Below are 24,264 nucleotides of genomic sequence, written 5' to 3' on the forward strand. Positions count from 1 at the left end.
CCATGGGCGACAAAAAGAAGGCTCCAGACCCAATCCCGAAGGTCCCCGACCCGCCCGCCAAGCAGGCGACGCCGCCGGCCGGGGCGCCGACGACACGGGCCGGAGCGCCGGAGAAGGCTCAGGCGCCCGCGGCCCCGATCCGGCCGCTGGACCTGACCCTGACCCCGCCGTCCATGCTCACGCCGCCCAGCGGCGCCAGCCCGGGGTTCACCCTGCCCCCGGCGAACAAGGATCCGATCGACTGGTTCGGCATGCGTCAGCCCTTCCTGACCCACGGCCTGCCAATGACGGCGCAGGACGGCGACCAGCTCGCCTCCAACTTCCACTACAGCCTTCGGCTCCTGCAGAACTGGGGCATGCCGTCGGATCTCGCGATCAAGGTGGCGAACCTCGGCCTGTCGTTCGCCTACGACAACCAGCTCGGCCGTGAGAGCCCGAACACGCTCGAGAAGTTCGACGCCGACACCGAGAAGATGCTCGGGCCGGGCAAGACCCTGGGCAAGTTGGTGGTGCCGGTGATCACGCCCGATACGCTCGGCTGGGCGGTCGAGAAGGTCACCGGCAAAAAAATCGATTTCAGGTTCTAGGGGCGCGCGCATGGGCTTTCCAACACGCACGCCGAGCCTGATCCGCGGAGGACTGGTTCAACTCGACTCCCAGTCCGGCCGGGTCAAGAACGTCATCACCCTTCAGTACAATCCCGACACCCTCAGCCGCTCGCTGCAGATCAAGGGCGTTGGCGGCGACGGCGCCGAGTTCAGCGAGGCCATGCGGCTGAAAGGCCCGCCCGTCGAGACCATCAAGCTCGAAGCCGAGATCGACGCCACCGACAAGCTGGAGACCGGCGACGCCACCGCCCAGCAACTCGGCCTGCACGCCCAGCTCGCCCAGTTCGAAACCCTGGTCTACCCGACGAGCGGCCGGCTGCGGTCGAACAACAGCGAAGCCTCGAGCGGCTCGCTGGAGATCATCACCTCGAACAAGGACCTGCTGCTGTTCGTCTGGAGCCGGACGCGGATCCTGCCGGTGCGGATCACCGAGTTCTCGGTGACCGAGGAGGGGTTCGACGCCGCCCTCAATCCGCTGCGGGCCAAGCTGTCGATCGGCATGCGGGTGCTGACGATCGACGACCTCGCCTTCGACAGCCGCGGCGGCTCGATCTTCATGAGCTACCTCGAACAGAAGGAACAGCTCGCCTCCCGCGTCGTCAGCACGGGCCTGGGCGCCCTCGGCGTCAACGCGATCCCCTGAGGAGCCAAGCCATGACCATCCCCCCCGCCAGCCGCTACTTCGGTCTCGAGACCAGGATGCTCGAACGTCCCGACGGGACCAAGGTCGCCTATCTGGCGCGCCGGCTGGTCCCCGCGCCGGAGCGATTCGCCACCCTCGGCTTCCACACCGTGGTCCAGGGCGAGCGGCCAGACCATGTCGCGGCCGCCCGGATGGGCGATCCGGAGCAGTTCTGGCGTCTCTGCGACGCCAACGCCGTGCTGAACCCCCGCGAACTCACCGCCCGGATCGGCGCGCGCATCCGCATCACCCTGCCGGAAGGCATTCCCGGTATCCCCGATGCTTGAAGGCGTCCACCTGACGCTGATGATCGGGCCGGCCGTGCCGGTCCCTGCGCCGCGCGTGGTGATGGACGCGTTGCGGTCGATTTCCGTGACCAGCGGCAAGGACCGCAGCGGCTTCCAGATCACCTTCGCGGTCGGGCGAGATTCGCCCCTGCTGAAGGCCATGCTGCCGGCCGGCTATTTCGACCCGATCACCACCCGGGTGCTGATCATCGCCACGGTGAACGGCTTCCCGCACGTGCTGATGGACGGGCTGGTGACCCAGCAGGAGCTGGCGCCCAGTAACGAGCCGGGCCAATCGACCCTCTCGATCACCGGCGAGGACCTCAGCCTGGCCATGGACCTGGTCGAGATGGTGATCCCCTACCCGCAGATGCCGGTGATCGCGCGGATCAACCTGATCCTGGCGAAATACGCGGTGCTGGGCGTGGTCCCGGTCGTGATCCCCACGATCATCCCCATCGCCGAAGTGGTGACCCACGGGTTCGAGACCCAGACGACGACCGACCGCGCCTTCATCAAGACCTTGGCCCGCAGCGCCGGCTACGTCTTCTACGTCGAGCCGGGCCCGGCGCCGGGGACCTCGATCGCCTACTTCGGCCCGGACATCCGCGTCCCCATCCCGCAGCCGGCCCTGAACGTCGACATGGACGCGGCGACCAACGTCGAGTCGCTGAGCTTCAGCCTCGATGGCCTGGCCAAGAAGCTGACGGTCGTGACCATCCTGGAACCGGGAACGGGCACGATTCCGATCCCGGTTCCGATCCCGAACCTCAACATCTTCCGCCCGCCGATGGGCCTTCGCCCGACCGCGCCGGCGCGGATCGAGTTCAACAGCGACTTCGCCAAGCTGACGCCGGACAAGGCGGCCTCGAAGATCCTTGGCCTCCTGATGAGCAACGGCGACGCCGTCAGCGCCTCGGGCAGCCTCGACGTGCTGCGCTACGGACGGCCGCTGCGCTCCCGCGCCATGGTCGGGGTGCGCGGTGCGGGGCTCGCCTATGACGGCCTCTATTATGTCGACAGCGTCACCCACAAGATCAAGCCCGGGGAATATAAGCAGAGCTTCACGCTCGGCCGCGACGGCTTGATCTCCAACACGCCGAAGGTGGTCCCGTGAGCGAACCCGCCAAACAAGGCCGGTATCTCGGCAAGTATCGCGGCACCGTGATCAACAATATCGATCCGGAGCTGCGCGGCCGGATCATGGCGATGGTGCCCGACGTCCTGGGGCTGGTGCCGTCGAGCTGGTGCGAAGCCTGTGCGCCGCTGTCCGGGCCGGTCGGCCCGCCCATGGGCGGCTACTTCGTCCCGCCGATCGGCGCGGGCGTCTGGATCGAGTTCGAACAGGGCGATCCCAGCACCCCCATCTTCGCCGGCTGCCGCTTCCCCTCCCCCGCCAGCGTGCCGCCGCTCGCGCTGGCGGGCCTGCCGGTCTCGCCCAATATCGTGCTGCAGACGGTCGGCCAGAACACCCTGGTGATCAGCGATCTTCCCGGCCCGACCGGCGGCATCATGCTGAAGTCGATGACCGGGGCGACCCTGATCGTCAACGACACCGGCATCTACATCCAGAACGGCAAGGGCGCGTCCCTGACGATGGTCGGACCGACGGTCACCGTGAACAACGGCGCCGTGGTGGTGGTGTAGCCATGCCAGGCTTCCTCATGCACGCCGGAGCAACCATCCAGTGCCCCCACGGGGCGCCCGCGCAGATCATTCCGACCCAGCCGCGGGTCACCGTCAGCGGCATGCCGGTGGCCTTGATGAGCGACCAGATCGTCGCCACCGGCTGCCCTTTCACCATCCCGCCGGCCAAGCCGCAGCCCTGCGTGCTGGCCAAGTGGCTGATGCCCAGCACCCGGGTCACCATCAACGGCAGCCCGGCGATGGTGGCGGCCGGCCCGGGCGTCGGCCCCGGCCTGTTCCAGAGCGCCGACCAGATCCCGAACGGACCGCCCATCGTGGGCAGCGTCCAGACCCGCGTCACAGTCATCTGAGGGCAGACAGCATGACCGTTCAGATCAGCTACCCCTATCGTTTCGACCATCGTCGGCGGACCACCTCCACGGACTACGACGACCATGTCCGCGACGTGGTCGAGCAGTTCCTGCTGACCGAGCCCGGCGAGCGGGTGAACCGGCCGGACTTCGGCGGCGGGGTGGCGCAACTAGTGTTCGCGCCGAACAGTCCGGAACTGGCCGCCGCCCTGCAGTTCTCGCTGCGGGCCGGTCTGCAGCGCTGGCTGGGCGATGTCATCGAAGTCACCGACCTTGCCGTGACCTCCGAGGACTCCACCCTCACCATCGACATCAGCTACCGCCTACGGGCGACGGGCCAGGAGCGGACCGACCGGTTCGAACGCGCCCAATGAGCACCCTCGATTGCAAGACCGACGGCCGCCGCGCCGTCGTCCACGCCAGCGCCAGCTGGAACGGGCTGGACTACATCGAGGTCGACGAGGCCCAGACCACCCTCTCGGTCTATTTCCTGGGTCCGACGCCCGCGAAGATCGGCGCCGACAACATCCTGATCAGCGGCGGTCGCGGACCGGCCGACCAGGTGAGCGTCAAGGGCGTCAAGCTGCAGACCTCCGACGATCCGCACGTCGACGGCGTGCTGCTGGTCTTCGTCGACCATCCGGGCGACTTCTCGACCTACACTCTCGCCCTCCAGGGGCTGGACGGGATCGATCCCCGCTACATGGCCCTGGAGTTCAGCTTCAAGGCCGGCTGCCCGAAGGAACTCGATTGCGCGCCAGGCTGCGCCGCCGCACCCGAGATCTTTCCCACCTCGGCTATCGACTATCTGGCCAAGGACTACGCCGGCTTCCGCCAGCTGATGTTCGACCGGTTGGCGAGCACCTGTCCCGACTGGCGCGAGCGCCATGTTCCCGACCTCGGCGTGGCCCTGGTGGAGGTGTTCGCCTATGCCGGCGACTATCTCAGCTACTACCAGGACGCCGCGGCCACCGAGGCCTATCTGGCGACCGCAAGGCGCAGGCCCTCGGTGCGCCGGCACGCCCGGCTGGTCGATTATCGCCTCGGCGAGGGCTGCAACGCCCGGGCGCTGGTCTCGGTCGAGACGCGGCGGAACCTCTTCGTCGAGGCGGCCGATGTCGCCTTCATCACCCGCGCCCCCGGCCTGCCGGAGACGCCAGGCGTCGGCGCCGTCACCCTCAAGGACATCTCCGGCGTCGCGCCTGGCCGGATCGAATGGTTCGAACCCGTCCCGCCCGCTGGCCGCATCTTCTTCTGGGAAGCCAACAACCTGTTGCGCTTCCACAGCTGGGGCGGGCGGCAATGCTGCCTCCACGCCGGGGCGACGAGCGCGACCCTGCTGGGTCGGCTGGCGCAAGCCTCCCTGCCGCCGGAGCCCGAGACGCCCGCCTTGCGCAAGCGCGCCGCCAAGGATCTGGCCGAGGACGTCGCCCCCGGCGAACCGCCGCCCGGCGATCCCGAGGACGACGGCGAAGGGCTGAAGATCCGGCTAGCGCCCGGCGCCTTCCTGATCTTCGAGGAAAGGGTCAGCCCGACGACCGGCGAGACGGCGGACGCCGATCCGCGTCACCGGCAGGCGGTGCGGCTGACCGAGGTGCGTCAGTCCCGTGACGAACTGCTCGACCTCGATGTGATCGAGATCGCCTGGGCGGCGCCGGACGCCCTGACCTTCGACCTCTGCCTCTCCGCCGTGGGCGGTGCGCCGGACTGCCGGTTGATCGAGGACGTCTCGGTGGCGCGCGGCAATGTGGTGCTGGTCGACCACGGCCGCACCCAGCCGCCCGAGGACCTGGGCCAGGTTCCGGCGGTAATCACGGATCAATGCTGCGAGTGCGAGGGCGAACCGACCGTGCCGACGGTGCGCGCCGGCCCCTACCGTCCGGAACTGGCCGACGCGCCGCTGACCTTCGCCGCGCCGTATGTGGGGACGGAAGCCGCTCGGACCGCTTTGGCTCCCGACGCCGGCGCCGCCGCGCCAGCTGTCCAGCTGCAATCCAGCGACGGCGGCGGCTGGACACCGCGCTACGATCTGCTCGACAGCAGCCCGGAGGATCGCGCCTTCGTGGTCGAGATGGAGGAGGATCGTCGCGCGAAACTGCGGTTCGGCGACGGTGAACTGGGCGCGGCCTTGCCGCCGGGCGCCGGCTTCACCGCCACCTACCGGATCGGTTCGGGACCGGCGGGCAACGTCGGCGCAGGCGCCATCGCTCTGCTGCTGCACCGGGAGAGCGTGCTGGCCCAGGATATCGCCCGCGTCAGCAATCCGATCGCCGCCACGGGCGGGACCGCGCCCGAGCCGATCGCCGAGGCCAGGCTGAACGCGCCCTACGCCTTCCGCGCCGAGCCTGCCGGCCTGAAGCGAGCGATCACGCCGGAGGATTACGCCCGGATCGCCGAGCGCGACACCCGCCTGCAGCGCGCCTCGGCGCGTTTCGGCTGGAGCGGCAGCTGGTGCGAGGCCGCCGTGGGCCTGGACATCCGCGCCCGCCAGACGACCTGGCGCGACGCCATCCTCGCCGACGGCCAGATGCGGCTGGAACAGGTGCGCCGGATCGGCCACGAACTCGACGTCCGCCTGGCCCAGCAGGTCCCCGTCGACCTGGCGCTGAAGATCTGCGTCGCGCCCGACCACCTGCGCGGTCATGTGCGGGCGGCCCTGCGGGACGCCTTCAGCGGCCGCGCCCTCCCCGGCGGTGGGCTCGGCCTCTTCCATCCCGATCGGCTGACCTTCGGCGCCCCGCTCTACCTGAGCGCCATCGTCGCCGCCGCCCAGTCCGTGGCCGGGGTCGTCAGCGTCCAGGTCACCCGGCTGAAACGCCAGTTCGCTCCGGCCAACCGCGAGATCGAGAACGGTCTGCTGCCGATCGGGCCTTTCGAAATCGCCCGCCTCGACAACGACCGCAACCATCCCGACGGCGGGAAGCTCGAACTCTTGCTCGAGGGAGGTCGCTGATGCCCTGCGCCGCCGATTGCCGTTGCGACTGTTGCCGCGGAACCACCGCCATCACGCCCCGAAAGGTCTGGAACCGCCCGGGCCTGCCCGCCCTCGCGGCGAGGGTGGGAGAACATGGCAGCTTCCTGGAGACGATGAAGGCCAGACTCTCGGCCGCAGACCTTCCGGCGCTGCAGGGCCTGGGATCGCGCGAGACCGATGATCCGACCATCGCCCTGCTCGACGCCTGGTCGACCGTCGGCGACGTGCTGACCTTCTATCAGGAGCGGCTGGCCAACGAGGGCTATCTGCGCACCGCCACCGAGCGCCGCTCCGTGCTCGAGCTCGCCCGACTGATCGGCTACCAGCCGCGTCCCGGCGTGGCGGCCACCACCTATCTGTCCTTCGAGATCGACGCCAACGCCAAGGACCCGGTGACCATCGCGGTGGGAACCAAGGTCCAGAGCCTGCCTGGACCCGGGGAAACCGCGCAGACCTTCGAGACCACGGAGAACCGGGTCGCCCGCCGGGAATGGAACGCCATCCGGCCCCGGTTGGAGCGGCCGCCGACCCCGCGGACCATCCTCTTTGGCGACGCCCAGACCCCGTTCGCCCGCGTCTATGTGAAGGGCGCCTCCACCGGATTGAAGCCAAACGACGCCCTGTTGCTGCAGATCGGCTCCGACAAGCCCCGCGTGTTCCGGGTGCTGGCGGTGACGCCCGACCAGCCGGCCGACCGCACTCAGCTGCGCCTCGCGCCCTGGAACGGCGGTGCGCTCGACACGCCTTCAGAACTGCAGGTGCAGCGCGCCGCGGCCGAGGCCCGACGGTCGCCGGCGCAGCTCTATCCCGGTCTGGCCGGCGAGGTGCTGGCGGAGGTCGACGAGCTCCTCGAGTGGCTCGCTGATTTCATCCGGGTCAAGCCCCCGCACCCGGATCTTCTGGAGATCCTGCCGCGACCGAACGTGGTGGCGATGATCCTCGCTCCCTTGCTGGCGACCCGGCGCGAGGCCATCGCCGCGCCGTCCGAAGCCGCCCTGCTTGAAGCGCTGGAATCCAACACCAGCGAGGGAACGATCGGCCTGATTCCCGACATCGCCGCTGTCGCCCAGGACGTCATCGAGGAGATGACCGATATCGAGGGTGGGGGCGTGATCGGCGCCCAGACCGACGCCCTGGCCGAAAGACTGAGGGCGCTGAAGCCCTCAAGCCAGGAGTCGCCTCGCGACGAGGCGCGCGCCTCGCGCCTGTTGCGCAAGGTGATCGGCCGGCTGGCGGCGGAGCGTTCGATCCCGCCGCGCAACAGCGAGTCCCTCGCCCGCGATCCGAACGCGGTCTTCGCCTCCACATCCGACGTCGGCGCCCAGGCGGTCGAGGCGCTGGAACCGAGGCTGGCCGGAGTGGTCGGAGAGGCGCTCGCCAACATCACCGTCTCCCCCGCCGTGACAATCCGGCTCTGGGTGCTGAAGGAACGGTCGCTGCTGTTCGGCGCCGCGGCGCCGCGAAAGGTGACCGGCGTCTCCACGGCGGGCGTCGTCGCCACTCACGAGTGGAGCGACGACGACATCATCACCGCCGAACGCACCGACACAATAGCCCTGGAGACGCCGAAGGAGGCGATCGGCTCGGGCGACTGGGTCGTCCTCGACTATGGCGCGGCGGACTTCTCCAACCTCGGCCGCATCACCCTGCCGACTTGGGACGAAGACCATCTGCTGATCTCCAGGGCCGGCTATGTCCAGAGCAAGGCCGCACGGGCCGCCTACGGCGTCGCCGGCCAGACCACCCAGATCCAGCTGCTCGACCCGAGGTTCGGCGGATCACAGTCCTGGTTCAGCTTCAGCAACGCCGGTCCACACGCGGCGACCACCGGCGCCAGCACGACCGAGGCCTTCCATTTCATCCGCAATCTCTCCGTGCTGGTGTCGAGCGGCGAGCTGGAGCTGGCGCCCGAACCGATCACCGCCGAGGTCTGCGGCGGCGACGACTGGATCGAGACCGACGGCCTCTACACGGGACTGGAGACCGGCCGCTGGGTGGTCGTCAGCGGTGAGCGCACGGACGTCGCCGGAGCGCCCGGCCTCACCGGCAGCGAACTGGCGATGATCGGGGCGGTCAAGCAGGACGCCGCGCGCCAGGAAGGCTCCGAGGCCTTCGCGCCCGGGGAGACCCTGCACAGCTTCATCCGGCTCGCCGCCCCCCTCGCCTACTGCTATCGGCGCGACACCCTGGCGATCAACGCCAACGTCTCCAAGGCCGGCCACGGCGACGGTCGCGGCGAGGTTCTGGGTTCCGGCGACGCCACCGTCCCGCTGCAGAGCTTCCTGCTGCGCCAGCCGCCGCTCACCTATCCCCCCGCCAACACTCCCCAGGGCGTCGCCAGCACCCTTCACGTCTATGTCGAGGGTGTTGAGTGGACGGAGACGCCGTCCTTGGTCGGGGCTGGACCGACGGATCGGGTCTTCATCACCCAGGTCGAGGACGAAGGCGCCACCCGCGTGGTGTTCGGCGACGGCCGACATGGCGCGCGCCTGCCCACCGGACAGGAGAATGTCCGGGCCCTCTACCGCAGCGGAATCGGCAAGGCCGGCAATGTGGCCCTGGGTCAGATCAGCCAGTTGCTCAGCCGCCCGCTGGGCGTCAAGGGCGTCTTCAATCCGATCGAAGCCTCGGGCGGCGCCGACAAGGAGACCCGCGACCGCATCCGGGTGAACGCCCCGCTGGCGGTCATGGCGCTCGACCGACTGGTCGGGCCGAAGGACTACGCCGACTTCACCCGCACCTTCGCCGGGATCGGCAAGGCCGCGGCCGAGCGGGTGTTCGCCGGCGGAGGCGCCGCCATGTTCGTCACCATCGCCGGCGCCGACGACATCGCCGTTCCGAAGTCCGGAGACCTCTACGCCAACCTGATCGCGGCCCTGAGGCGGTTCGGTGACCCAGCCCTGCCGGTGCGGGTGGAGAGCCGGGAGCTGCTGGCCCTGGTGATCTCGGCGCGGATCGCGCCGGACCCCGCCTACCTCTGGGAGGATGTGGTCGCCCGCGTCCGCGCCGTCCTGCTCGACCGATACAGCTTCGAGCACCAGGAGCTCGGCCAGCAGGTGGCGCTGAGCGAGGTGATCACTCTGATCCAGAACCAACGCGGCGTGCTGTTCGTCGACGTGGACGCCCTTGGCGCGGCCTCGCAACTGACGGAGAGCGGTGAACGGCGATCGCCGCAGGAACTCTCCGCCGCCATGCGGGAGGTCTTCGCCCGGGCCACCCAGAGCGGCCGGCCCGACCCCTATGTACGAATCCGCGGCATCCGCAAGACAGCCGGCCAGGTGCTGCCCGCCCAGTTGGGCGTGCTGCTGCCGAATCTGGCCGAAACCCTCCTTTTGACCCGGATCGAAACGTCATGAACCGCTCGCCCGACCGTCTCTACGACCTGCTGCCGGCAACCTACCGGCTACGCGACGCCGACCAGGGCTATCCGCTGCGCGACATGCTGCGGGTGGTCACCGAACAGGTCGAGGGCGTCGAGGCCGACATCGACCAGCTCTACGACAACTGGTTCATCGAGACCGCTGCGGACTGGGCCGTGCCCTATATCGCCGAACTGGTCGGCTATACGGCGGTCAATGCGGCCGGCGATCCGACCACTTCGGCCCCCGCCGAGAACCGCATCCTGGTCCCCCGCCGCGAGGTGGCCAATACGGTCGCCTTCCGCCGCCGCCGGGGGACCCTTTCGGTGCACGAGGACCTGGCCGCCGCCGTGGCCGGCTGGCCGTCACTGGCCGTGGAGTTCTTTCGGCGGCTGGCCTGGACGCAGAACCTCAATTATCCGCATACAGATGGTTCTCGAGCGCGCACGGTCAGTTTCCGCTCCGCCGCGGACCTCGAGCGGATCGGCACGCCGTTCGACCCGTTCGCCCGCACCATCGACGTCCGACGGATCACTTCCCGGAAGAGACAGGGCCTCTACAACCTGCCGAGCGTCGGCCTCTGGATCTGGCGGCTGCGCGGCTACACCGTCACCGATGCACCGGCCTACTGCCTGGACGCTGGCAAGAACAGCTTCAACTTCTCGGTCCTGGGGCACGACGTCTCCCTGGTCACCCGGCCAGAGCCGGAGCCCGGCCCCACCCATATCGCCACCGAGCTAAACGTGCCGACCTCGATCCGCCGACGCGCCTTCGCCGAACACCCGGAGCACTACTATGGCGCCGACAGAAGCTTCTCTATCTCGGCGGACTGGGGGCCCTACACCCACCACACGCCGCTGCCGATCGAGGTCATCATCCCCGCCGATCTCAGCGGTTGGGCCTACACGCCGCCGAACGGCTTTGTGGCGGTCGATCCCCAGCTCGGCCGTATCCAGTTTCCCGCCAGGCAACTGCCGCGCCGGCAGGTGAGAGTCAGCTATCGCTACGCCTTCAGCGCCGATCTGGGCGGCGGAGAGTACCGGCGCACGCTCAGCCAGCCGGAGGGCGCCGTCATCTACCGGGTCGGCGAAGGCCAGGAGTTCACCACCCTGGGCGGGGCGCTGGGCCGCTGGCGTCATCTCGACCCGGTCGAAGCTGTGATCGAGATCACCGACAGCCGCGCCTATGTCGAGCCAGTGGCGATCAAGCTCGCCCCAGGGCAGTCGCTGCAGATTCGCGCTGCAGACCGCCGCGGACCGACCCTGCGCCTGCTTGACTGGCAGACCGACGGTCCCGACACCCTGCTGGTCACCCTCGGCGAGACCAGCCGCTTCGTGCTCGACGGCCTCACCATCGCCGGTCGCGGCGTCAGCGTGGTCGGCGATGCTGAACGGCGGGGCGAAGGCTCTCCCTGCGGCTCCCACGTGGAGATCCGCCATTGCACCCTGACGCCGGGCTGGAGCCTGGACTGCGACTGCGAACCGGCGCGCCCCAACAAGGAAAGCCTCGAACTGCGCAACGTCCGCGCGCACGTGGTGATCGACCACAGCATCCTGGGCCCGATCGAGATCTCCGAGGACGAGGTTCGCGCCGAGCCCATCCCGATCACCATCACCGACAGCGTCGTCGACGCCATGGACGGGGACCGCGAGGCGATCATCGGGCCCGAACAGCGCCACGCCCACGCCGTCCTGACGATCGCCCGAACCACCGTGTTCGGCGTGGTCCAGGCCCACGCCGTGCAACTGGCGGAGAACAGCATCTTCAACGACTGCGTCCACGTCGCCCGCCGGCAGATCGGCTGCATGCGGTTCTGCTACGTGCCGCGCGCCTGCCGGACGCCCCAGCGTTACAACTGCCAGCCCGACCTGGTCGTATCAGCCGCCGCCGGCGACGCCGCAAAGGCGCTGGAGGCCATGCGAGTCAAGCCTCAGTTCACCGCCCGCCGCTACGGCGCCCCGGCCTACGGCCAGCTCGCAGCCGACGGCGCGTCCGAGATCGCCACCGGCGCCGACGACGGCGCCGAGATGGGCGCCTTCCACGACCTCTTCCAACCGCAGCGCCTCGCGAACCTGCGCACCCGGCTCGAGGAATTCACACCTGCCGGCATGGATGCCGGCGTCCTGCTTGCGAACTGATCCCCGGAGGAAATCATGAAGGGCGACTTCTCGACCATTCGCTACGACCGCTCGAAGCACTTCAACCGGGTCCTGAAGCAACAGGGCCGGGTGGAGTTGGACTCCGACTGGAACGAGCAGACCGCAATTCTGCAGCACCTGATCCGCACCGTCGTGCGCGATCTGGTCGGCCCGTCCGCCGGGCCGCAGGCCGACTGCGGCTTCGGCCTGGGCGACTGGGAAAGTTCCGGCCGGAAGCCGAAGCAGCACGACTTCCTGATCAATCCGGGGCGCTATTACGTCGATGGCCTGCTGGTCGAGAACGAGGCGCCGGTCCCCTACTCCGCCCAGCCGCATCTGCCGGAAGCCGCGCTGCTGGACACCGGCAAGACCTATCTGGCCTATCTGGACGTCTGGGAGCGCCATGTGACGGTGTTGGAGGACGACAGCCTGCAGGAGATGGCCCTGGGCGGACCCGACACCTGCACCCGGGTGCAGACCGCCTGGGCGGTGCGCACCATCCTGACCGATCCCCCGCCGACAGCGGCGAGCGAACGCGAGCTGAAAGCCGCCGAGGCCAAGCTCGCCGACATTCGCGCGCAACTCGACAGCGAGCTCACCGCCGCCCAGCGCGCCAAGCTGGAGAAGACCGCGGCCCAGCTCAAGGCCAAGATCCAGGAGCTCGCCGCCCAGATTGGCGACGGACAGCCACGCCAGCCCGCCCCCGACGTCAGCGACGATCCCTGCGAGCTGCTGCTGGCGCCGATCCGCGGTTGGACCTCCGGCACGATGGCGGCGCGTTTGCCTGACGAGGCGCCGGCCGACAGTCCCTGCGTCCTGCCGATCGCGTCCCGCTATCGGGGCCTCGAAAACCATCTCTACCGGATCGAGGTCCACGCCGGCGGCGACACCGGCGACGCCGACGCCGTCCCGACCTTCAAGTGGTCGCGGGAAAACGGTTCGATCGCCACGGGCTTCATCTCCGTCAAGGGCGCCGATCTGAAGGTCGCCAATGCACGCGGATTTTCAGCCGGCGCCTGGGTGGAGGTCTCGACGGAGACCGACGAGCTGCTCGGCCGTCCCGGCCTGCTTCGCCGAGTGGCGCGGGTCGAAGGCGATGTCCTGACGCTCGACGAGACCGTCAGCCTGCCCAAGGCGGCGATCAATCCGATCGTCCGTCGCTGGGACCAGACGGCCAGCGAAGCCCAGCCCTTGATGGACGGCGCCCTGCCGATCGTCGCCGGCGCAGGCGAGCAGGGCTGGATCGCGCTGGAGGACGGGATCGAGGTGCAGTTCGGCGGCGGCCCTTATCGGACCGGCGACCACTGGTGGATCACCGCGCGAGTGGCCACCGGCGAGATCGACTGGCCAAGGGACACCTCCGGCAAGCCGCAGGCGGTGCAGCCGCACGGCGTTGAACACCACTACGCGCCGCTCTACACGCTGACGGCCACCGAAACGGCGCCCTTCACCAGCCTGGTCGAGGACTGCCGCTGCCGCTTCGCCCGCCTGCCCTGCATCGCCGACTAGGCCTGAGCCCCCCTCTCCGGAGAGGCCATTGGAATGGGGGGCTCTTTGATACGGGCGCGACCCTAGAGCGGGTTGAGGTTTAGCTGAATCGCGGGATTCCCAAATCAGCTAGGGTCTGATTCAAGATGCTGGCTGGGAAGGAGGCCAGCATGGATGGGCAAGCCCTGTTCGTTGGATCTTCGTGAGCGCGTGGTGGCGGCGGTTGAGAGCGGCGGCCTGTCGCGCCAACAGGCCGCGGCGCGGTTTGGCGTGGCGCCCAGTTCGGCGATCAAGTGGGTGGCGCGGTTCCGGGCGACCGGGAGCGTCGCGCCGGCCAAGATGGGCGGCTACAAGCCAAGGACGCTGCGTGGCGAGCATGCCGACTGGCTGGTCGCCCGCTGCCGGGAGAAGGACTTCACCATCAGCCAGTTGGTGGAGGAGCTGCAGCGGGTGCGGGGCCTGAAGGTGGACCGGCGTTCGGTCTGGGAGTTCCTGCACGCCCAAGGCCTCAGCTTCAAAAAAAAGCCTGTTGGCCAAGGAGCAGGATCGGCCTGACGTGGCTCGCCGACGTGAGCAATGGCGCAAGTATCAGGGGCGCATCGACGCTGATCGCCTGGTGTTTATCGACGAGACCTGGGCCAAGACCAACATGGCGCCCCTGCGCGGTTGGAGCCCTCGTGGCGCCCGACTCAAGGCCAAGGCCCCGTTCGGCCGATGGAAGACCCTGACCTTCATCGCCGCCCTCAGGCGCGACCGGATCGATGCGCCCTGCCTGCTCGATGGCCCGATCAACGGCCAGATCTTCCTGGCCTGGGTGCGGACCTTCCTGGTCCCCACCCTTCAAGCCGGCGACGTCGTGGTTATGGACAATCTGGGCAGCCATCGCGGCAAGATGGTCCGCCAGGCCATCCGCCAAGCCGGGGCCAGGCTCCTCTTCCTGCCCAAATACTCCCCCGACCTGAACCCCATCGAGCAGGTCTTCTCCAAGCTCAAGCACCTCCTGCGAAAGGCTCAGGCCCGCTCACACAATGGCCTGCTCAAGGCCACCGGCATGCTCCTCAACGCCTTCCCTCCAGAAGAATGCGCCAACTATCTCAGAAACTCAGGCTATGCCGCCTAATCTCAACACGCTCTAGATCGCGGCCGGGCGCGCGACACATCGTTCGCAATGCATCCACGAAGGGGAGCCACCTCCCTTTCGCGCAATGCGGCGCGAAGGATCGGCTGGGAATAACGCCCTTCTTTTCCAAGATACACCGGCCTTCGACGACGCCGGTTCGACCCGTCGGTGCAATCTCGGCCCTGTCTCCTATATGTCGGGTCCCGCCACCACCGGACCACGCCATGACCAAGCCCCTGAAGATCGATTTCGTCTCCGACGTCTCCTGCCCCTGGTGCGTGGTCGGCCTGGGCGGGTTGGAGGCCGCGCTCGACCGGGTCGGCGACCTGGTCGACGCCGAGATCCATTTCCAGCCGTTCGAACTCAATCCGAACATGCCGCCCGAGGGCCAGAACATCGTCGAGCACATCGCCGAGAAGTATGGCGCGACGCGCGAGCAGTCGGCGGCCAACCGCCAGGCCATCCACGACCGGGCCGCCGCCGTGGGCTTCTCCATGGTCACCGACGAGAACAGCCGGATCTACAACACCTTCGACGCCCACCGCCTGCTGCACTGGGCTGGACTGGTCGGCGACCAGAAGGCTCTGAAACGCGCGCTGTTCGAGGCCTATTTCACTGACGGCCAGAGCCCGGCCGATCCCGAGGTGCTGGTCGCCGCCGCCATGAAGGCCGGCCTGGACCCGCACGCCGCCCATCAGGTGCTGGCTTCGGGCCAGTACGCCCAGGAGGTCCGCGAGGCCGAGCGCAAGTGGCAGGCGGCGGGGATCAGCTCCGTGCCGGCCGTGGTGATCAACGACCGCTACCTGATCTCGGGCGGCCAGCCGGCCGACTATTTCGAGCAGGCCCTACGCCAGATCGCCGCCGAGCCCTGAGGCAGATCGTCAAATATATTTACTTCGAAGCGGAGCCTTGGCGGGTCGAGCGCGTTTAGTCTCCGAACGGGGAACATCGCATGATCAATCCGACTTCGACCCGCATCACCACGGAACAGGCGACCTTCGAGCGGGAGCTCGTCAGCCTGATCCCGCACCTGCGCGCCTTCGGCCGGTCGCTGACCGGCAACGCCAGCCACGGCGACGACCTGGCCCAGGACGCCCTGGCCAAGGCCCTGGCCTCCCGCGCCTCCTACCAGCCCGGCACCAACATGAAGGCCTGGACCTTCATGATCCTGCGCAACGTCTTCTATTCGGAAAAGCGCCGCTCGTGGCGTTCGTGCCCCCTCGATCCGGAGGTCGCCGAACGCACCCTGGTGTCCGTGACCAACCCGACGGCCGCGCTGGAACTGGACGAGATGCGCCGGGCCCTGGACATGCTGCCGCCCGACCAGCGCGAGGCCGTGATCCTGATCGGCGCCGCCGGCATGTCCTACGAGGAAGTCAGCGACGTCACCGGCGCGGCGCTGGGCACCATCAAGAGTCGCGTCAGCCGGGCCCGCGACCGGCTGGCCCTGATCTTCGCCGAAGGCAAGATCACCGAGGACCACCAGCCGGCCCACGCCGCCATGGCGGCGATCTTCCGGCGCATCGACGGCTACCGGACGGCGTCCCGCGCCGCCTGACCGCTCTCGAAGCCAAGCGAAGGGCGGCGCCTCAGTGCGCCGCCTTTTTGCGTGGGATCAGGTGCAGCGCGCCGACGATCGCGCCGCCGACGATCAGCCCCGCCACCGCCGAGCTCGCCGCCATGGCCAGCCAGCCGGTGACCGGCCCGACCACCGGAGCCCCGCCAGCCCAGTGCGACGCCCCCTCGACCCAGCGCGGCACGGGGGTCAGGTGGAAATGCTCCAGGCCGTGGACGATGATGCCGCCGCCGACCCACAGCATGGCCGCCGTGCCGATCACCGTCAGGGCCTCCATCGTCACCGGCATGGCCTTGACCAGGCCGCGCCCGAAGGCCCGCGTCGCGGCGTTGGACCGTTGGGCCATGTGCAGCCCGATGTCGTCCATCTTCACGATCAGCGCGACCACGCCGTAGACGGTGATTGTCAGCGCCACCCCGATCACCGCCAGGGCCGCGGCCTGGATGGCCAGCGGTTTGTCGGCGACGTCGGCCAGGGCGATGGCCATGATCTCGCCCGACAGGATCAGGTCGGTGCGGATGGCCCCGTTGACCTTTTCGGCCTCGAGCTCCGCGCTGCTCAAGGCCAGGTCCTCGGTCTCCTCGCCGGCGATCTCGTGCTGCGCGAACGCCTCGATGATCTTCTCGGTGGCCTCGAAGGCCAGGTAGGCGCCGCCGACCATCAGGATCGGCGTCACCGCCCAGGGCGCGAAGGCGCTGAGGACCAGGGCGCCGGGCAGCAGGAACAGCAGCTTGTTGCGGAACGAACCGACCGCGATCTTCCAGACGATGGGCAGCTCGCGATCGGGCGTGAAGCCCATGGCGTAGCCGGGGGTGACGGCGGTGTCGTCGACCACCACGCCCACCGCCTTCGTGCCCGCCTTGCCGGCGGCGGCGCCGACGTCGTCCAGGGACGCGGCGGCCAGCTTGGTGATGCCGGCGATGTCGTCGAGGAGGGCGGCAAGGCCGGAGGGCATGGCGGAGTCTCTGCAGCGAAGGATCAGGCTAGGCGAATAGACCGGACCGCTCGCCCCGGTCGAGCCCTAACCCTTCTGGAGACGGTCCGCCGCGTCCGACGATCAGGTCTTCGGATGGGCCGTGCCCAGAGCCTCGACGGGCGCGTCGTCGTCGCCGCCATCGCCGTCGGGGGTGACGATCTCGGCCGGCTCGTCCTGCCGGGACAGGTCGCGGGCGCCCACGCCGCCGCCCTGCTGGATATTGCGATTGGCCTCGACCGTCGAGGAATCATAGGCGTCGTCGGCGTCGTCGCCGTTGGTGACGTCGGGTTGAACCATGGAAGCTCTCCAGTCTCGTCCCAAGCCAACGACCGGCGGGCCCCGGCCGTTCCCCGCCACGCTCCCTCAGATTCCCTGCGGTGCGCGTCAGAATAAAATCAGAGCCTGTGGCAGTTGCAGTCGCAGAAGGACGCGCCAGATAAGCGTGACGCCGACGCGGGGTCGGCGCACGCTTCAGGGACTGCTTCATGCCCACTCTGTTCGATCCGCTTCGCCTTGGCGACCTCGAGCTGCCCAACCGCGTCGTCATGGCGCCGCTGACCCGCCTGCGGGCCGGCCCCACCCAGATCCCCAACGCCCTGATGGCCGACTACTACGCCCAGCGCGCCTCGGCCGGCCTGCTGATCACCGAGGGCGTGCCCGTGGTCCCGCAGGGCGTCGGCTACCAGGGCGTGCCCGGCATCTGGTCCCAGGAGCAGGTGGAGGGCTGGAAGCAGGTCACCCAGGCCGTGCACGACAAGGGCGGCCGCATCTTCATGCAGATCTGGCACGTGGGCCGGATCTCCGATCCCTCGTTCCACGGCGGCGAACTCCCGGTCGGTCCTAGCGCCATCGCGGCCAAGGGCCATGTCAGCCTGCTGCGCCCCGAACGCCCCTACCCCACGCCCCGCGCCCTGACGACCGAGGAGGTGGTCGGCGTGGTCGAGGCCTTCCGCAAGGGGGCGCAGAACGCCAAGGCCGCCGGCTTCGACGGCGTCGAGATCCACGGCGCCAACGGCTACCTGATCGACCAGTTCCTGCAGGACGGATCCAACCAGCGCACCGACCGCTACGGCGGCTCGATCGAGAACCGCGCCCGGCTGATGCTGGAAGTCGCCGACGCCGCCGCCTCGGTGTTCGGCCCCGGCCGGGTTGGCGTGCACCTGGCGCCGCGCGCCGACAGCCACTCGATGGGCGACAGCGATCTGGCCGCGACCTTCGGCTATGTCGCCAAGGAACTGGGCCAACGCGGTATCGCCTTCCTGTGCGCCCGCGAATATGACGGCCCCGACAGCCTGGCCGCCGAGCTGAAGAAGGCCTTCGGCGGCGTCTACATCGTCAACGAGAAGTTCACCGCCGCCACGGCCCAGGCGGCCCTGGACGCGGGCAAGGCCGACGCCGTGGCGTTCGGCAAGGCCTATATCGCCAATCCGGACCTGGTGGAGCGCCTGCGCCTGGGCGCGCCGCTGAACGATCCGGATCCGTCGACCTTCTACGGCGGCGATGGTCGCGGCTATACCGACTACCCCGTCCTGAAGACGCTCGTCGCCGCCGCGGCCGAATAGGCCAAGGCGCTTGCGATGGCGGGATTTCCGCCCAAGCCTGTATCCGCTGCGCCATTTGCCGCGTTGGGACTTCACCAGCTGGCGCGTAGCGGATACAGGCTTAACCATGAGCGCGACCAACGATCACTGGAAGACCGTCCTGCAACGCGGCGCCAACGCCCTGGCCTTCCGGATCACCAGCCCGGCCAACGCCGCCAAGCCGGCCATGGTGGCCGAGCCCGCGCCCCAGAAGCGCGTCCTGCCCGTCATGGTCTATCACGCGGTGGCCGCCTGCGCCCTGGTCGACGGCTGGGTGGCGGGCGGCGAAGGCGAGATCCTGATCGACCGCCCCGCCGTCCTCACCCGCCAGAAGCTGGTCAACGCCAAGGCCGCCGAACCGCCGGGCAGCGCTGAGTCGCCGTTCTCGACCGGCTACGCGGCCGACTACCGTCTGGAGCTGGCGCGCCTGGCCTGGCTGGCGATCATCGACGATCCAGGCCATCGCCTGGAGGCCTTGGCGGCGGCCTACGAGCCGCCGGAGCCGAGGGTGAAGCTGGTTTAGGGGCTCCGTCCGGGTACTCCTGAAGTTGTCATCCCGGCCTCGGGTCGCGCAAGCGGCCCGCCTCACGGCGGGCGGGCGCAGCGCTTGTCCGGGACCCAGGACAGCCGCACCGCATCAGCCCAGTCCCCTGGGTCCCGGACAGCCTCTGCGAGGCTTCCGGGATGACAACCTTTGAATGCGTTTGGGAACGCGTTTGGGCTGGATCGACGCCGCCTACCACGCCCCCGTATTCGGCATCGAAGCCCACGGCTCGGCCGGGTCCAGGCTGCCGTCCTGCAAGAGCTCGATCGAGATGTTGTCGGGCGAGCGGACGAAGGCCATGTGGCCGTCGCGCGGCGGGCGGTTGATCGTCACGCCCATGTCCATCAGCCGCTGGCAGGTCTCGTAGATGTCATCGACCCGATAGGCCAGGTGTCCGAAGTTGCGGCCGCCCTGATAGTCCTCGGGATCCCAGTTGTAGGTCAGCTCGACCAGCGGCGCCTTGCGCTCCTTGGCCAGCTCGACGTCCTCCGGCGCGGCCAGGAACACCAGGGTGAAGCGACCCTTGTCGTTCTCCATCCGGTACATCTCTGTCAGGCCCGGGCCCCGGCAATAGAACCGCAGCGAGGCGTCGAGGTCCTTCACGCGGACCATGGTGTGCAGATAGCGCATGGGCGGCTCCTGGGGGCGGTTCCTGAGGTCGGATCGGGCGTGGACGCAGGATACAGCCGCGGCCCGCCGTGCCGCACCCCACATTTGTCGGCTTGAACGGCCGGGAAGGCCCTATTCGCCGGCCCGTGCGGCCGGGCCCTGCAGCGCCTGCTGGGCCCGCTCGACCGCTTCCATCAGATGGCCCAGGGCCAGGCCCTCGGGGCTGTCGGCGCGGTAGATCTCGCGCAGGGCCGGCACCCGGTCCTTGCAGGCGGCCATGGCGTCCAGGGCCCGATCGATCTTTCGCGTCAGCATGACAGTCATCGCCGTTTATGTTCTATGTTCGTTCTACAATGGCGATTTTCGGATATCAATCGACGACCGCCCCCGCCTCCACAGGTTTCTCCCGAGTCTGTCGCCGCCACAACGCCGCGTATTCGCCGCCGGCCTCCAGGAGCGTCGCGTGGCCGCCGCGCTCCACGACCTTGCCCCGGCGCAGCACGATGATCTCGTCGGCGTCGGCGATGGTCGACAGGCGGTGGGCGACGACCAGGGTGGTGCGACCGGCGCGGGCCTTGCGCAGGGTGGCCTGGATGGCCGCCTCGGTGCGGCTGTCCAGGGCGCTGGTCGCCTCGTCCAGGATCAACACGCGGGGATCGGCCAGCAGGGCCCGGGCGATGCCGACCCGCTGGCGCTCGCCGCCCGACAGCTTCAGGCCGCGCTCGCCGACCTTGGTCTCCATGCCCTCCGGCAGATTTCGGATGAACTCGCCCAGCTCCGCCGCCTCGGCCGCGGCCCAGACGTCCGCCTCGGAGGCGTCGGGACGAGCGAAGGCGATATTGGCCATCAGGGTGTCGTTGAACAGCGCCACGTCCTGCGGCACCAGGGCCACGGCCCGGCGCAGCGAGGCCTGCTTCAGGGCCCTCAGGTCGTGGCCGTCCAGGGTGACCCGGCCGGCCTGGGGATCGATCATCCGCAGGGCCAGGCGCACCAGGGTGGTCTTGCCCGCGCCCGACGGTCCGACGATGGCCACTGTGGTCCCCGGCTGAGCGGTGAAGGTCACGGCCTGCAGGCCCTCCGAGCGCGCGCCGTGGCGGAACGACACGCCTTCGAAGGCCACGGCCCCGCCCCGCCGGTCGGCGGGCGGCGGCAGGTCGATCGCGTCGGCGGCGTCGGCCACGTCGGGCTGGGCCCGGCGCAGGTCGAGCATGGCCTCCATGTCGATGAACGACTGGCGGATCTCGCGATAGGCGAAGCCCAGGATGTTCAGCGGCCCGTACAGGTTGACCAGGATCAGCACGGCGGCGGTGACGTCGCCGGGCCCGATCCGGCCCGCGGCCGCCTCGCCGCCCGCCAGGATGGCCATCACGCCCAGCCCCAGGCTCATCACCGCCGACTGCACGGTGTTGAGCAGGGTCAGGGAGTTGGTCGCCTTGATATTGGCCGCGCCATAGGCCGTCAGGGCCGCGTCATAGCCGCCGACCGCCCGGTCCTCGGCCCCGAAGGCCTTGACCGTCTCGTAGTTCAGCAGCGCGTCCACGGCCCGCCCGGCCGCCTCGGCGTCGGCCTCGTTCATCACCCGCCGATGGCCGATCCGCCAGTCGGAGATGGCGAAGGTCACCACGCCGTAGATCACCACCGTGACCACCGCCGTCAGGGCGAAGCGCCAGTCATAGGCCTTGGCCAGCACGATGGCGGCCATCACCAGCTCGACCGCGGTCGGGGCGATGTTGAACACCAGGCCGCGCAGCAGGAAGTCCATCGACCGCGCGCCGCGATCGATCACCCGCGACAGCGAGCCGGTGCGCTTGGTCTGGTGGAAGTCGATCGACAGCGACAGGGCGTGGGCGAAGGTCTCGACCGCCGCGCGGGTCTGGGCCGCCTGGGCCACGGGGGTGAACACCGCGTCGCGCGCCTGGGGGGCGACGGCGGCGATGAAGCGGATCAGGGCCCAGCCGCCGGCCAGGGCGGCGAAGGTCAGGCCGACCTGCACCGTCGCCCCCTGCCCCGCGCTAAGGGCGTTGACCGCCTTGCCCAGCAGCAGCGGCGCGATCACGCCCAGGAACTTGCCCGCGAAGGTGAAGACCAGAGCCAGGGCCACCCGCCAGCGCAGGCCCGGCGCCTTGGAGCGCATGACCAGGCTGAACAGGTCGGCCAGGGCTTTCCAGCCGTTGGCCTTGACCTCGGGAGGCGCGACCGTCCCGCCGCCGGTTCGCGACGCCATGCCCCTCATCGGGCGGCGCCCAGCAGTTGGGTGCTCTGCACGCCGCCGCCTGGCGTCATCCAATCGATCCGCCAGCCCGCGGCCGAGAGCGTCGAGGCCGCCGGCCCGGCGGTGGGCGGCAGGGGCGGGCCGACATCGACCACCACCTGCTGCTCGCCCCCCTCGCCCGCCACCTGGATCACGTGGGTTCCGCCGGCCAGCGGCTGGTCGAGCGAGATCGAGAAGCGGCCCTCCCCGTCGACCTTGCCTTCGCCGCGCGTGACCCTGTCGACGCGCACGCCCAGCCCCGCGCCCGGCGCGCCGACGCCGGAGACCACGCTCCCGCCGCTTCGGTCATAGTCGATCGCCAGGATGCGCGGCGACGGCGAGCTCTGCCCCATCACCTCGGCCCCGGCCCCCGCGCGCAGCAGCACCGCGGTCCCGTTCGGCGCGACCATCAGATAGCCCTGGGCCTGGACGATGCGCCCTTCCATGGTCATCGACAGGCCGTAGAGCCGGGGTTCGGCGGCCAGGGGCGCCACCAGCCGCCACGCGCCCGTCGCGTCGGCCTTGCCTAGCAGCGCCTCGCCGGTCGGCGCGCCCAGCCTGACGCTGGCCAGGGGCTCGGCCTGGCCCGACAGCGCCACGGCGTCGCCCTGCCGGACCGCCGCCGCCACGCTGGGCGGCTTCAGATAGCTGTCGCGCGGTGAAACCTGCTCGGTCTTGGTCGTCGCCGGATCGTGGCGCCAGCCCTTATCCTCGCGACCGCAGGCGCCCAGCGCCAGCATCGCCAGCGCCGCGACGACCCAGGCCGACTTGAAACCGATCTCGCGAATCCTGATCATGGCGTATCCAACGGCCGACGACGCCCCGACGGCCCGTTTCTTGGCTGTTCACGTGCGGCGCGCCGCCCTTGGGGACAAGGACCGGCGCGCTGTTTATTTTTCTGGAGTGGACGACGATGCCCGACCTGTCCAGCGGCCAAGCCGCCGCCGCGAAGGCCGTCCCGGCCGTCTGCGTCTATTGCGGCTCGTCGAACACCGCCGACCCTGCCTTCCTCCAGGCGGCGTTCGAGATCGGCGGCGACTTCGCCCGGGCCGGACTGAAACTGGTCTATGGCGGCGGCGGCGTCGGGCTGATGGGCGCCACGGCGCGCGGCGCCCACGCGGCCGGCGGGCGGGTCCTGGGCATCATCCCCGAGTTCCTGCGCGGCCGCGAGCAGCCGTTCGACGATGTCGAGACGGTGATCGTCACCTCGATGCACGAGCGCAAGATGATGATGTTCGAGCGCTCGGACGCCTTCGTCGTGCTGCCCGGCGGCATCGGCACCCTGGAGGAGATCATCGAGCTGCTGTCCTGGCGGCGCCTGGACCTGCACCGCAAGCCGATCGTCTTCCACAATCCGGACGGCTTCTGGGATCCGCTGTTCACCCTGCTGCAACATACGATCGACCAGGGCCTGACCCCGCCCTCGCTGGCCAACGCCTGGCGGGTGGCCGAGAAGGCCGGCGACATAACGCCCGCCCTGCTGACCTGGCTGGCGGAAATCGGCCAGGAAGAGGCCACGTCAAACGTTCGTTTGTTGACTTAGTTGCGAAACGCAACCAATTTTGTCCCCAGCCGGCCTCCCGATGTCGGCCCCAGGGGATAATAGGAAACAAAAGCATGCGTATCTTCCTGACCGCGCTCGTCGCGGCCTCCGCCCTGTCCACTCTTGGTATGGCGACCGGCGCGTTCGCGGCCGAAGGCGCGGTTCTCAAGCTGAAGGCGCCCGCCAAGGCGCCCACCCTGATCCAGGACGGCGCCATGTGGCGCTGCAACGGCGACGTCTGCGCCGCCCCGCAGGTCAAGTCGCTGCCGATCGGCCGCGCTTGCCGCAAGGTCGCCGCCGAACTCGGCGCGGTCGACTCCTTCAACTATCGCGGCCAGGACCTGGACGCCGCCGGCATCGCGGACTGCAACACCGCCGCCAAGTCGTAGGACCGACGACTCGCACGCCGTGTCGAAGCGACGCGGCGTGCGTCCCGGCCTGGTCCTCCCGTCTGGACCGCCGGCCGAGCGCGTCGATTTATCCGCGCCACACCTCTAGACATGATAGGACTGCCGGCAAGGCGCGCAGACGC

24 protein-coding genes are annotated in these 24,264 nt (G+C 69.4%); 18 read left to right on the plus strand and 6 right to left on the minus strand.

Going from position 1 to position 24,264, the window contains the following annotated elements:
- Nucleotides 1–2: 2 nt before the first annotated feature.
- The 14 genes from ACSQ2G_RS00935 to ACSQ2G_RS01000 all read left to right on the plus strand — a co-directional run bounded on the left by ACSQ2G_RS00935 (nt 3) and on the right by ACSQ2G_RS01000 (nt 16,211).
- On the plus strand, nt 3–587 hold the full coding sequence (locus tag ACSQ2G_RS00935) for a hypothetical protein (protein WP_436027512.1): 585 nt from the start codon (nt 3–5) through the stop codon (nt 585–587).
- 10 nt (nt 588–597) lie between these two features.
- On the plus strand, nt 598–1,251 hold the full coding sequence (locus ACSQ2G_RS00940; RefSeq protein ID WP_436027513.1) for a hypothetical protein: 654 nt from the start codon (nt 598–600) through the stop codon (nt 1,249–1,251).
- 11 nt (nt 1,252–1,262) lie between these two features.
- Complete coding sequence (locus tag ACSQ2G_RS00945) at nt 1,263–1,577, plus strand: hypothetical protein (RefSeq protein ID WP_436027515.1); 315 nt, start codon at nt 1,263–1,265, stop codon at nt 1,575–1,577.
- On the plus strand, nt 1,570–2,694 hold the full coding sequence (locus ACSQ2G_RS00950; protein WP_436027517.1) for a hypothetical protein: 1,125 nt from the start codon (nt 1,570–1,572) through the stop codon (nt 2,692–2,694). Before ACSQ2G_RS00945 ends, ACSQ2G_RS00950 begins: the two co-directional genes overlap by 8 nt.
- Nucleotides 2,691–3,224 (plus strand): phage baseplate assembly protein V, encoded by a 534-nt coding sequence (locus ACSQ2G_RS00955; RefSeq protein ID WP_436027518.1) that lies wholly within the window; start codon nt 2,691–2,693, stop codon nt 3,222–3,224. The genes ACSQ2G_RS00950 and ACSQ2G_RS00955 overlap by 4 nt, the downstream gene beginning before the upstream one ends.
- Before the next feature lie 2 nt (nt 3,225–3,226).
- The gene (locus ACSQ2G_RS00960; protein ID WP_436027520.1) at nt 3,227–3,574 is read left to right on the plus strand and encodes a hypothetical protein; all 348 of its coding nucleotides are present in this window, start codon (nt 3,227–3,229) and stop codon (nt 3,572–3,574) included.
- Nucleotides 3,575–3,585: 11 nt separating this feature from the next.
- Nucleotides 3,586–3,948, plus strand: coding sequence for a GPW/gp25 family protein (locus ACSQ2G_RS00965; RefSeq protein WP_436027522.1), 363 nt, complete (start codon nt 3,586–3,588; stop codon nt 3,946–3,948).
- Nucleotides 3,945–6,527, plus strand: a complete 2,583-nt coding sequence (locus tag ACSQ2G_RS00970) for a putative baseplate assembly protein (RefSeq protein WP_436027523.1) — start codon at nt 3,945–3,947, stop codon at nt 6,525–6,527. Before ACSQ2G_RS00965 ends, ACSQ2G_RS00970 begins: the two co-directional genes overlap by 4 nt.
- A 134-nt stretch (nt 6,528–6,661) precedes the next feature.
- The gene (locus tag ACSQ2G_RS00975; protein WP_436027525.1) at nt 6,662–9,904 is read left to right on the plus strand and encodes a putative baseplate assembly protein; all 3,243 of its coding nucleotides are present in this window, start codon (nt 6,662–6,664) and stop codon (nt 9,902–9,904) included.
- Nucleotides 9,901–12,045 carry a hypothetical protein gene (locus ACSQ2G_RS00980; protein WP_436027527.1) on the plus strand — a complete coding sequence of 715 codons (2,145 nt, stop codon included), beginning with the start codon at nt 9,901–9,903 and terminating at the stop codon, nt 12,043–12,045. The genes ACSQ2G_RS00975 and ACSQ2G_RS00980 overlap by 4 nt, the downstream gene beginning before the upstream one ends.
- A gap of 15 nt (nt 12,046–12,060) precedes the next feature.
- Nucleotides 12,061–13,554, plus strand: a complete 1,494-nt coding sequence (locus tag ACSQ2G_RS00985; protein ID WP_436027528.1) for a DUF6519 domain-containing protein — start codon at nt 12,061–12,063, stop codon at nt 13,552–13,554.
- A 153-nt stretch (nt 13,555–13,707) separates the two neighbouring features.
- Nucleotides 13,708–14,653 (plus strand): IS630 family transposase gene (locus tag ACSQ2G_RS00990; RefSeq protein ID WP_436027530.1). Its coding sequence is split into 2 segments (ribosomal slippage): nt 13,708–14,049 and nt 14,051–14,653, totalling 945 coding nucleotides; the frame shifts between segments, so codons are not numbered across the junction.
- 224 nt (nt 14,654–14,877) lie between these two features.
- Nucleotides 14,878–15,525 (plus strand): DsbA family oxidoreductase, encoded by a 648-nt coding sequence (locus tag ACSQ2G_RS00995; protein WP_436027532.1) that lies wholly within the window; start codon nt 14,878–14,880, stop codon nt 15,523–15,525.
- An 80-nt stretch (nt 15,526–15,605) separates the two neighbouring features.
- A complete protein-coding gene (locus tag ACSQ2G_RS01000; protein ID WP_436027534.1) occupies nt 15,606–16,211 on the plus strand; it encodes a sigma-70 family RNA polymerase sigma factor in 606 nt (201 codons plus the stop codon).
- Between the two features lie 31 nt (nt 16,212–16,242).
- On the opposite strand, the gene ACSQ2G_RS01005 is transcribed toward ACSQ2G_RS01000, so the two are convergent.
- A complete protein-coding gene (locus ACSQ2G_RS01005) occupies nt 16,243–17,184 on the minus strand; it encodes a DUF808 domain-containing protein (RefSeq protein WP_436027536.1) in 942 nt (313 codons plus the stop codon).
- A 102-nt stretch (nt 17,185–17,286) separates the two neighbouring features.
- Nucleotides 17,287–17,502, minus strand: a complete 216-nt coding sequence (locus tag ACSQ2G_RS01010) for a hypothetical protein (protein ID WP_436027538.1) — start codon at nt 17,500–17,502, stop codon at nt 17,287–17,289.
- Nucleotides 17,503–17,690: 188 nt separating this feature from the next.
- Here ACSQ2G_RS01010 and ACSQ2G_RS01015 point away from each other — a divergent pair, with 188 nt between their 5' ends.
- Complete coding sequence (locus ACSQ2G_RS01015) at nt 17,691–18,767, plus strand: alkene reductase (protein ID WP_436027540.1); 1,077 nt, start codon at nt 17,691–17,693, stop codon at nt 18,765–18,767.
- 106 nt (nt 18,768–18,873) lie between these two features.
- Nucleotides 18,874–19,308, plus strand: a complete 435-nt coding sequence (locus ACSQ2G_RS01020) for a hypothetical protein (protein WP_436027541.1) — start codon at nt 18,874–18,876, stop codon at nt 19,306–19,308.
- A gap of 213 nt (nt 19,309–19,521) precedes the next feature.
- Here ACSQ2G_RS01020 and ACSQ2G_RS01025 read toward each other — a convergent pair whose 3' ends face one another.
- The 4 genes from ACSQ2G_RS01025 to ACSQ2G_RS01040 all read right to left on the minus strand — a co-directional run bounded on the left by ACSQ2G_RS01025 (nt 19,522) and on the right by ACSQ2G_RS01040 (nt 22,986).
- Nucleotides 19,522–19,959 carry a VOC family protein gene (locus ACSQ2G_RS01025; protein WP_436027543.1) on the minus strand — a complete coding sequence of 146 codons (438 nt, stop codon included), beginning with the start codon at nt 19,957–19,959 and terminating at the stop codon, nt 19,522–19,524.
- A gap of 111 nt (nt 19,960–20,070) precedes the next feature.
- A complete protein-coding gene (locus tag ACSQ2G_RS01030; RefSeq protein WP_310081547.1) occupies nt 20,071–20,253 on the minus strand; it encodes a hypothetical protein in 183 nt (60 codons plus the stop codon).
- Between the two features lie 55 nt (nt 20,254–20,308).
- On the minus strand, nt 20,309–22,162 hold the full coding sequence (locus ACSQ2G_RS01035) for an ABCB family ABC transporter ATP-binding protein/permease (protein WP_436027545.1): 1,854 nt from the start codon (nt 22,160–22,162) through the stop codon (nt 20,309–20,311).
- A 5-nt stretch (nt 22,163–22,167) separates the two neighbouring features.
- Nucleotides 22,168–22,986, minus strand: a complete 819-nt coding sequence (locus tag ACSQ2G_RS01040; protein WP_436027547.1) for a hypothetical protein — start codon at nt 22,984–22,986, stop codon at nt 22,168–22,170.
- Nucleotides 22,987–23,102: 116 nt separating this feature from the next.
- Between ACSQ2G_RS01040 and ACSQ2G_RS01045 the strand changes: the two genes are divergently transcribed.
- Nucleotides 23,103–23,732, plus strand: a complete 630-nt coding sequence (locus ACSQ2G_RS01045) for a TIGR00730 family Rossman fold protein (RefSeq protein WP_436027549.1) — start codon at nt 23,103–23,105, stop codon at nt 23,730–23,732.
- A 74-nt stretch (nt 23,733–23,806) separates the two neighbouring features.
- On the plus strand, nt 23,807–24,121 hold the full coding sequence (locus ACSQ2G_RS01050) for a CC_3452 family protein (RefSeq protein WP_436027551.1): 315 nt from the start codon (nt 23,807–23,809) through the stop codon (nt 24,119–24,121).
- Nucleotides 24,122–24,264: the final 143 nt, after the last annotated feature.

Source organism: Caulobacter sp. LjRoot300 (genome assembly GCF_964253875.1).
GTDB lineage: Bacteria > Pseudomonadota > Alphaproteobacteria > Caulobacterales > Caulobacteraceae > Caulobacter.

Bases quoted from the DNA above. Each gene is read 5' to 3' on its own strand.
- ACSQ2G_RS00935 (WP_436027512.1), top strand. From the start codon at position 3: ATGGGCGACAAAAAGAAGGCTCCAGACCCAATCCCGAAGGTCCCCGAC.
- ACSQ2G_RS00940 (WP_436027513.1), top strand. From the start codon at position 598: ATGGGCTTTCCAACACGCACGCCGAGCCTGATCCGCGGAGGACTGGTT.
- ACSQ2G_RS00945 (WP_436027515.1), top strand. From the start codon at position 1,263: ATGACCATCCCCCCCGCCAGCCGCTACTTCGGTCTCGAGACCAGGATG.
- ACSQ2G_RS00950 (WP_436027517.1), top strand. From the start codon at position 1,570: ATGCTTGAAGGCGTCCACCTGACGCTGATGATCGGGCCGGCCGTGCCG.
- ACSQ2G_RS00960 (WP_436027520.1), top strand. From the start codon at position 3,227: ATGCCAGGCTTCCTCATGCACGCCGGAGCAACCATCCAGTGCCCCCAC.
- ACSQ2G_RS00965 (WP_436027522.1), top strand. From the start codon at position 3,586: ATGACCGTTCAGATCAGCTACCCCTATCGTTTCGACCATCGTCGGCGG.
- ACSQ2G_RS00970 (WP_436027523.1), top strand. From the start codon at position 3,945: ATGAGCACCCTCGATTGCAAGACCGACGGCCGCCGCGCCGTCGTCCAC.
- ACSQ2G_RS00975 (WP_436027525.1), top strand. From the start codon at position 6,662: ATGAAGGCCAGACTCTCGGCCGCAGACCTTCCGGCGCTGCAGGGCCTG.
- ACSQ2G_RS00980 (WP_436027527.1), top strand. From the start codon at position 9,901: ATGAACCGCTCGCCCGACCGTCTCTACGACCTGCTGCCGGCAACCTAC.
- ACSQ2G_RS00985 (WP_436027528.1), top strand. From the start codon at position 12,061: ATGAAGGGCGACTTCTCGACCATTCGCTACGACCGCTCGAAGCACTTC.
- ACSQ2G_RS00995 (WP_436027532.1), top strand. From the start codon at position 14,878: ATGACCAAGCCCCTGAAGATCGATTTCGTCTCCGACGTCTCCTGCCCC.
- ACSQ2G_RS01000 (WP_436027534.1), top strand. From the start codon at position 15,606: ATGATCAATCCGACTTCGACCCGCATCACCACGGAACAGGCGACCTTC.
- ACSQ2G_RS01005 (WP_436027536.1), bottom strand. From the start codon at position 17,184: ATGCCCTCCGGCCTTGCCGCCCTCCTCGACGACATCGCCGGCATCACC.
- ACSQ2G_RS01010 (WP_436027538.1), bottom strand. From the start codon at position 17,502: ATGGTTCAACCCGACGTCACCAACGGCGACGACGCCGACGACGCCTAT.
- ACSQ2G_RS01015 (WP_436027540.1), top strand. From the start codon at position 17,691: ATGCCCACTCTGTTCGATCCGCTTCGCCTTGGCGACCTCGAGCTGCCC.
- ACSQ2G_RS01020 (WP_436027541.1), top strand. From the start codon at position 18,874: ATGAGCGCGACCAACGATCACTGGAAGACCGTCCTGCAACGCGGCGCC.
- ACSQ2G_RS01025 (WP_436027543.1), bottom strand. From the start codon at position 19,959: ATGCGCTATCTGCACACCATGGTCCGCGTGAAGGACCTCGACGCCTCG.
- ACSQ2G_RS01030 (WP_310081547.1), bottom strand. From the start codon at position 20,253: ATGCTGACGCGAAAGATCGATCGGGCCCTGGACGCCATGGCCGCCTGC.
- ACSQ2G_RS01035 (WP_436027545.1), bottom strand. From the start codon at position 22,162: ATGGCGTCGCGAACCGGCGGCGGGACGGTCGCGCCTCCCGAGGTCAAG.
- ACSQ2G_RS01040 (WP_436027547.1), bottom strand. From the start codon at position 22,986: ATGATCAGGATTCGCGAGATCGGTTTCAAGTCGGCCTGGGTCGTCGCG.
- ACSQ2G_RS01045 (WP_436027549.1), top strand. From the start codon at position 23,103: ATGCCCGACCTGTCCAGCGGCCAAGCCGCCGCCGCGAAGGCCGTCCCG.
- ACSQ2G_RS01050 (WP_436027551.1), top strand. From the start codon at position 23,807: ATGCGTATCTTCCTGACCGCGCTCGTCGCGGCCTCCGCCCTGTCCACT.